The sequence below is a fragment of the Allobosea sp. 05T422_2 genome (assembly GCF_056396265.1).
Map to the genome: position 1 here is coordinate 1 of NZ_JBFTLD010000296.1, position 7,754 is coordinate 7,754.

6 protein-coding genes are annotated in these 7,754 nt (G+C 65.7%); 2 read left to right on the forward strand and 4 right to left on the reverse strand.

What is annotated here, in order from left to right:
• Positions 1–1,497 (reverse strand): ABC transporter substrate-binding protein (locus AC1DJT_RS31530; protein WP_476835600.1); only part of this gene is annotated, 1,497 nt, incomplete at its 3' end.
• A 401-nt stretch (positions 1,498–1,898) separates the two neighbouring features.
• Here AC1DJT_RS31530 and AC1DJT_RS31535 point away from each other — a divergent pair.
• Positions 1,899–2,855 carry an amidohydrolase family protein gene (locus tag AC1DJT_RS31535; RefSeq protein WP_476768573.1) on the forward strand — a complete coding sequence of 319 codons (957 nt, stop codon included), beginning with the start codon at positions 1,899–1,901 and terminating at the stop codon, positions 2,853–2,855.
• A gap of 18 nt (positions 2,856–2,873) precedes the next feature.
• Here the strand turns inward: AC1DJT_RS31535 and AC1DJT_RS31540 are convergent, their stop codons facing one another.
• The 3 genes from AC1DJT_RS31540 to AC1DJT_RS31550 all read right to left on the reverse strand — a co-directional run bounded on the left by AC1DJT_RS31540 (position 2,874) and on the right by AC1DJT_RS31550 (position 7,116).
• Positions 2,874–4,286: an amidase gene (locus AC1DJT_RS31540; protein ID WP_476835601.1), complete on the reverse strand. Its 1,413-nt coding sequence runs from the start codon at positions 4,284–4,286 to the stop codon at positions 2,874–2,876.
• Between the two features lie 70 nt (positions 4,287–4,356).
• Entirely contained in the window at positions 4,357–5,586 is a 1,230-nt protein-coding gene (locus tag AC1DJT_RS31545; protein ID WP_441508623.1) for a Zn-dependent hydrolase, read from the reverse strand.
• A gap of 66 nt (positions 5,587–5,652) precedes the next feature.
• On the reverse strand, positions 5,653–7,116 hold the full coding sequence (locus AC1DJT_RS31550) for an amidase (RefSeq protein ID WP_441508624.1): 1,464 nt from the start codon (positions 7,114–7,116) through the stop codon (positions 5,653–5,655).
• Between the two features lie 197 nt (positions 7,117–7,313).
• On the opposite strand from AC1DJT_RS31550, the gene AC1DJT_RS31555 reads away from it, so the two are divergent.
• Positions 7,314–7,754 (forward strand): MATE family efflux transporter (locus AC1DJT_RS31555; protein ID WP_476835602.1); only part of this gene is annotated, 441 nt, incomplete at its 3' end.

Below are 7,754 nucleotides of genomic sequence, written 5' to 3' on the forward strand. Positions count from 1 at the left end.
GTAGACGACATTCTGAACCGCCGCCTGGTTGAGCCGGCCCATGGCCGCCTTCTCCTCGGCGAGATCCTTGGCGTTGAACCAGTTCGTCACCTCGGTCTCGACGGCAGGCACGTCCGGCCAGCCGAACCAGGCCTTGTCGGCATTCGCGCGGATAGCCGTATACGAGGCCGGATTGATGCAGTCGGCGCCGGCATGCCAGGTGTGGAACATGCTCCAGCCGCCCTGGCCCGGTCCGGTCTTCTGGGCGCGCCGGGAACCGACCGTGCCCCAGTCTGTGGCGACGAAATCGACATTCATGCCGATGCGCTTGAGCAGATCGGCCGTGACGTCGCCCATCGCCTTGGTGGCGGACATGTCCTGCGCCACGACACAGACCACCGGCTCGCCCTTGTAGCCGGACTCGGCCAGCAGCTTCTTGGCGGCCTCGATATTGCGCATCTTGAGCATATCGCCGCCCTGCTCGGTGTAGAGCGGGGTGCCCGGCGTGAAGAAGCCGGGAAGCGGCTTCCAGAGCTTGTCGTCCTCGCCGACAAGCGCACGCATGTAGTCTTCCTGGTTCATCGCAGTCAGCACCGCCTGGCGCACCTTCAGATTGTTGAAGGGCGGGTGCAGGTGGTTCATGCGGAAGGCGCCGATATTGCCGAGCGGATCGCCGATATCGACATTGATATTCTTGTTGGCCTTGAGCACCGGCACGAGATCGGCGAGCGGCGTCTCCCACCAGTCGATCTCGCCATTCTGCAGCGCAGCGGCTGCCGTCGCCGGATCAGGCATGATCACCCACTCGATGCGATCGACCAGCATCTTCTTGCCGCCGGCKAGCCAGTTCGCCTGCTCGGAGCGCGGCACGTAATCGGCGAATTTCTCGAAGACCGCCTTGGCGCCCGGCACCCACTCATTGCGCAGGAACTTCATCGGTCCGGAGCCGACATATTCGGTGATCTGCTGGAACGGATCGGTCTTGGCGATGCGCTCGGGCATGATGAAGGAACAGGGAGCGTTGTTCTTCGCCAGCGCCAGCAACATCTTCGGGAAGGGCTGCTTCAGCGACCATTTCCAGCTCCGGTCGTCGACCGCAACCAGTTCGTTCTGGATGGCGCGGAGCATCAGGCCCATCGGGTCGCGCGCCGACCAGCGCACGAGGCTCTGCACCACGTCCTTGGCGAGCACCGGCTCGCCGTCATGGAATTTGAGGCCGGGGCGGAGCTTGAAGGTCCAGGTCAGGCCGTCGGAGGAGACCTCCTCGCTTTCGACCATCTGGCGCTGCGGCTGGAACTTGTCGTCAATGCCGTAGAGCGTATCCCAGACCAGCGCAGCGGCATTGCGAACGACATATTGCGTGCCCCAGATGGGGTCGAAATTCGCGAGATTGGCCTGCGGCACGAAGCGCAGGGTCTTGGCCGCTGCTCCTTGCGACAAGGCCGGCATGGACAGCCCTCCGGTGGCGGCCAGAGCGCCGGCACCAGTGGCAGATTTCAAGAATGTCCTGCGATCCATTACTCTCTCCCCTGAAACGGCTACCTCTGACGGGCGACCTTGAGGCGAGTGTGGGGGAGAAAGATCACCCTGACAACACGCCGCGCCGGTCGAAATCCGCGGCTGGGAGGCTTGCAGAGTCCGTGCCAAACGGTACCGGTTGGCCCCCAACGCCATGCGCCCGCGCCAATCGAGCATAATTCCGCAGAAAATTGCGCAACGTCGGCTAAATCGATTTGATCGGCGCGCAGCTGGCCTAATCACAGCGTTTTCCCAGCACGCGAAAGGTCCTGCTGACCGGCGAAGACGAAGCGCCCACTCAGGCCTCGTCACGCGCCACGCGCCAGACGCGCCCCCCTTCTGTCGCCCCGCAGAGTTCTGCTAGGCATTCGGGCGTTGACGCGGGTTTTTTGGGCAGGTCCATGCGCTTGGCAGTGGGGATATTGGTTCTGGGCTGCGCATTGGCGCTATCGTTCGGCGCCACCGTATCGGGTCAGGATCAGCCCCGTGTTCTGAAGCGGGTGAAGAGCTCGGCCGCTCCGGAAAGCACCGCACCAAGTCTCGAAACGGTGCCGTTCGTCGATGCGCATGTCCATCTCAACGACGAGGCCATGCAGATCGAACTGATGCGGCACTACGGGGCGAAGCGTGCCGTCGTGTTCTGGGGGCGCAACGGCGACAACGTGTCGATTGCCGATGCCGTCAAGCGCCGTCCCGACCTGTTCATCGGCTTTGCCTCGATTTCTCCGGAGCGCAGGGCTCATCGAAAGGCATGGGAGGATCAGGACCTGGCACTGCTCGAGGAGCTCGACGGTCTCCTGGCCACCGGCCAGTTCAAGGGTATTGGCGAGATATCGGCAGTGCATTTTCCGTCGCCCGGGTTTCCCGAGGCGAACTACGATCCGGCGGGCCCGATGATGAGCGGGATCATGGCACTGGCGCGCAAATACCGCGTGCCTGTCCTGGTCCATGTCGAATCGACACGGATGCGCGAACTGACATCGCTGCTCGAGGCCTTTCCCGATGTGAACCTGATCTGGGCCCATGGCGGTTACACGCCGCTGTTCCTGGCCCGCAGGATGCTCGAACGGCACCCCAACCTCTACTACGAGCTGAGCGCGCGAACCTGGCCAAGGCACCCGCGTTCCCCCGACTACACGATCCTGCAGGACGGCAGGAGTGTCTGGCCGGAATGGCTTGAGCTCATCGAGACGATGCCCGGCCGCTTCATCATCGGAACCGACGCAAGCCATCGCTCGCTGGAGAGCGAGCGGATGAAATTCGAGAGCGTGCAGTCTTTCCTGCGCCAGCTCAGCCCGGCAACACGGGAACGGGTGGCACAAGCCAATCTGCTGGGGCTGTCCGAACCCAGGCCCTGACCGGCCCGGCTTCGCTCTTCAGGCCACTCTGACGGGCGCGTCGACACGCGCGAAAGGCTGCAATGCCTCAAATGCCGCCGCCGCACGCAGAACCAGCGCATCCCGGCCGAACGGCCCGACGATMTGCAGTCCCGCCGGCAACCCGGCCGATGTCAGGCCGCAGGGCACGGAGATGGCCGGTGCCTGGGTGATGTTGAAGGGGTAGGTGAATGGCGTCCAGCGCGTCCAGTCATCGCCATATCCGCCGTGGCCGGGGGCATTCCGTCCGACCTCGAAGGCCGGCAGGGGCAAAGTCGGCGTGAGCAGCAGATCGAAGCGCTCGTGGAACTGCGTCATATGATACGCAAGCGCATTGCGCTGGTTGAGCAGGGCGTCGACATAGGCCGAGCCCGGAATCTGCTCGCCAGCCTCGGCCACGGCCACGAGACCCGGGTCCATCTGCGCGCGCTTCTCCGGCCCCGCTCCGCGCAGAGCCAGGGCAGCCCCCGCCGACCACAATGTCATCAAGGTCTCAAGCGGATCGTCGAAACCGGGATCGACCTCCTCGACGCTCGCACCCAGCTCACGGAACGCAAGCGCCGCCGCCGCGGCGAGCGCTGCGATCTCGGGGTCAACGAGATGGTTGCCGCCAAGGCGCGGCGACCAGGCGATGCGCAGGCCCTTCACGCCACCGGCAAGGCCCGCAACGTAGTCCGGCGGGGGCTCGATCATCGCGGTCATGTCCCGGCCATCAGGCCGACCGATCGCGTTCATGGCGAGCGCCGTGTCTGCGACGGTGCGGGTCAGCGGGCCGAGATGGGCGAGGAAACCCATGGTCGAAACGGGATAGGCCGGCACGCGGCCATAGGTCGGCTTCAAGCCGACGACACCGGTGAAGGCCGCCGGGATTCGGACTGATCCGGCACCGTCGGTTCCGATATGGATGCAGCCGAGATTGAGCGCTGCGCATGAGGCCGCGCCGGAAGAGGAGCCGCCCGGCCCGGTTCGGATATCCCAGGGATTGCGCGTGATGCCCGAGAACGGTGAGTCGCCAACACCCTTCCAGCCATATTCCGGCATCGTAGTCTTGCCGAGGAAGACGGTCCCGGCCTCACGCAACCGCGCCGCAGCCGGAGCGTCTTCCGGCCAGGGCGCGCCGGAGGCCAGCGCGGAGCCGCGGCGCATCGGCCAGCCCCTCACGMCGATATTGTCCTTGATCGTGACCGGCACGCCGTCGAGCGGACCGAGCGGAGCGCCCTTGAGCCAGCGTGCCTGCGAGGCCTCGGCCATGGCGAGCGTGACCTCGGCATCGCGCACGACGAAGGAGTTGATGTCGGGCTCGAAACGCTCGATGCGGTGGAGCGCGTCCTTGGCGACCTCGACCGGCGAGAGGCTGCGCCCAGCGTAGAGCTTGTTCAGCGCGACAGCAGACAGGGAAGCGATTGCGGTCATCGGCATCTCTCGTGAGGAGGAAGGACCAGGGCTGGGAGCAGAGGTCTTTTGCGGCGCGCGCCGCGCTTGATCAGTTATTCGCCACGCGCCAGGCGGCGCTGAGCAGGACATTGGCGCCGGCGACCATGTCCTCGTCGGTGCTGAACTCCGCCGGGTTATGCGAGAGGCCGCCGATCGAGGGGATGAAGATCATCGCCGTCGGGCAGATGCGCGACATCATCTGGGCGTCGTGTCCAGCGCCCGAGATCATCCGGCGGACCGGCAGGCCGAGTTCGGCTGCGCTCATCTCCACGCCGTAGATCAACTCCGATGCGAATTCGACCGCCGGAAAGCGGGCAAGATCGCGGAAGCTGATCTGGATGCCGTCCCGCTCGGAAAGCTCCGCGCAGAACGCCCGGACGGCCGCCTCCGCCTCAGTCAGGAGCGCGTCCTTGGGATTGCGCAGGTCGAGCGACATGACCACGCTTTCCGGCACCACGTTGACGTTGCCGGGCTCGACGCGGATGACGCCGGAATTGGCAAGCTGGCCCGGAATCTTACCCGTCAGCTCATTGGCGAAGAGGTTGATGCGCGCAGCCGCCAGCCCGGGATCCCTGCGATAGGCCATCGGCGTCGTACCGGCATGGCTTGGGCGGCCCTTCAGCGTCAGCTCAAGCCAGGTGATGGCCTGGATGCCGGTGACAGCGCCGAGCCCGCCGCCCTCGCCTTCGAGCACCGGCCCCTGCTCGATATGGAGCTCGAGATAGGAATGCGCCTTGAGGAAACCGGGCCGTTCCGGGCCGTGATAGCCGATCCGCTTCAATTCGGTGCCGAGCACAGCCCCTTCGGCATCCTTCTCGGCATGGGCCGCTTCCACGCTCATGCCGCCGGCCCAGACATAAGAGCCGAGCATATCGGGATGGAATCGGGCGCCCTCTTCATTGGTGAAGGCGATCACCGCCATGTCGCGCTTCGGCTGCAGCCCTGCATCGCGCAGCGCCGCCAGCACCTCGAGGCCGGCAATGACGCCAAGTGCACCATCGAAGCGCCCGCCGGTGCCGACCGTGTCGATATGGGAGCCGAGGATGACGGCAGGTCCCTCCTCCCGCCCCTTCAGGATGCCGACGACGTTGCCGATCGCGTCGATCTTCACGTCGAGCCCGAGCGCCTGCATCTGCCCGACGAGCCAGTCACGCCCCTGCCTGTCCTCGTCGGAGAGAGCGAGCCGCCGGCAACCGCCTTCCGGCGTCGCGCCGATCTTCGACAAGGCTTCGAGCCTCGAGACCAATCGTGGCCCGTCGATCCGCAGGTTCGAGCTCATTCGCCAACTCTCCCAAAAGGCCGGCCACAGGCCGCTAACGCATAAAGCATGAACGATGCCGGGCGCTCAGCCGGCGAGCAAGGCCGGCTTGCGCTTCTCGACCCAACCGGTCGCGTCCTCATAGGCCTGCGCAGCCTCGAGCAGCAGACGCTCCGCGTGGTTGGGGCCCCAGAGTTGCATGCCCATGGGCAAGCCCGCAGCGTTGAAGCCGACCGGGACACTGATCGCCGGACAGCCCGACATCGTCACCGGGATCACCACCTCCATCCAGCGATGATAGGTGTCCATCGCGCGGCCCGCGATCTCGCGCGGCCAATGCGTTTCGACGGCAAAGGGAAAGACCTGGGCACTGGGCAGGACAAGCAGGTCATAGCGTCCGAACAGGCCGCGCACATGCTGATACCAGGACGAGCGCAGATTGGAGGCCTTCATCACGTCGAAGGCCGAGAGCTTGAGGCCCTGCTCGACCTCGTGGCGCGCTTCGGGCTTGAGAAAGTCGCGCCGTGCCGGATCCGCATGGATGGGGGCCAGGCTCGCACCGACCTGCCAGGCCCTGAGTCTCGTCCAGGCCTGCCAGACGGCTTCGGGATCGAAACCGAGGCTCGCCTCCTCGACCCGCGCCCCCATGTCCTCGAAGGCCTTCAAGGCTTCGCGGCAAAGCGACAAGATGCCATCCTCCATCGGCAGATGCCCACCGAGATCGCCAAGCCAGCCGATGCGGAGCCCGGCGATGTCGCGCTTGAGATTGCCCAGGAAGGCGGCCGGCTCCTCGCGGATCGAGAGCGGAACGCGCAGATCGTAGCCCGACTGCACGGCGAGCAGCGCGGCAAGATCGCGGGTCGTGCGCGCCATGGGACCAGCTACGCCCATCTGCGGAATGAAGACCTCGTCGCCACTCGAGGGCACGCGGCCATAGCCCGGCCGCATGCCGAGCACGTTGTTGAAGGCAGCCGGATTGCGCAGCGAGCCGGCATGGTCGCTGCCATCGGCCACCGGCAGCATGCGCATCGCCAGCGCAACGGCAGCGCCACCGCTCGAGCCCCCCGAGGTCTTCGACTGGTCATAGGCGTTGCGCGTTGCCCCGAAGACCGGATTGAAGGTCTGCGAGCCCAGGCCGAATTCCGGCGTATTGCTCTTGCCGATGATGATGGCGCCAGCCGCCTTCATGCGCTCGACGAAAATGGCGTCGCTTTGCGCGATCTCGTCCTTGAAGAGCGGCGAGCCTTGCGTCGTCGCGAACCCCTTGGCCGCGGCAAGGTCCTTGATGGCCTGCGGGAAGCCGTGCATCCAGCCACGCGACCGGCCTGCTGCCAATTCGCCATCCAACGCCTCGGCTTCCCCCAACAGATCGGAGCGGTCGCGCAGTGCCACCAGGGCATTGACCGTCGGGTTATGCCGCTCGATCTGATCGAGATAGGCSCCCATCACCTCGACACAGGACAACTTGCGCGCGTGGATCGCGTGCGACAGCGCAACAGCGTCCAGGCCGACGATGTCGCCGGCCATGGCGGCGTTTCTCAAATCTGACATCCTTGACGGTTCCTCTGTCTTCTTCTTGCCGGTGATGATGGCCGCCATGGCCGAATGCCGGTAGCGACGTTTGCGCAGGGGCCGGATCGCGAAAACGCGCAGCGGGCCGCTCCCACACGCTCACGCGCCGAGCGCGGGCAAGCCCAGCGTGGCTGACCCTGTCCTGCACAGAAAATGGGCGCTAGAAGCGACGGCCCATGACCGATCTGGCCCTCCCCACTGCGCGCGCTCATCCCTGGCTCACAGAAGTCAGGGCCATGCTCGCCCTGAGCTGGCCCATGGTGCTCACCAATGTGGCGCAGACGGCGATGACGGCAACCGATGTGGTGATGATGGGCCATCTCGGCCCCGACTCGCTCGCGGCCGGAGCGCTCGGAGCCAATCTCTACACGGCGGTCCTGATTTTTGGCATCGGCGTCATGGCAGCGGTCGCGCCGATGATCTCGATCGAGCTCGGGCGCAACCGCCATGCAGTGCGCGACGTGCGCCGCACCGTGCGCCAGGGTCTCTGGGTGGCAGCGACACTGGTCGGACCGATGTGGCTGTTCCTGTGGCAGGGCGAAGCGATCCTGCGCGCCATGGGGCAGGATCCAGCGCTTTCCGCGGCGGCCGCGAGCTATGTCCACACCCTGCAATGG

Coding starts and splice junctions, on each gene's coding strand:
- AC1DJT_RS31535 (WP_476768573.1), top strand. CDS start 1,899: ATGCGCTTGGCAGTGGGGATATTGGTTCTGGGCTGCGCATTGGCGCTA.
- AC1DJT_RS31545 (WP_441508623.1), bottom strand. CDS start 5,586: ATGAGCTCGAACCTGCGGATCGACGGGCCACGATTGGTCTCGAGGCTC.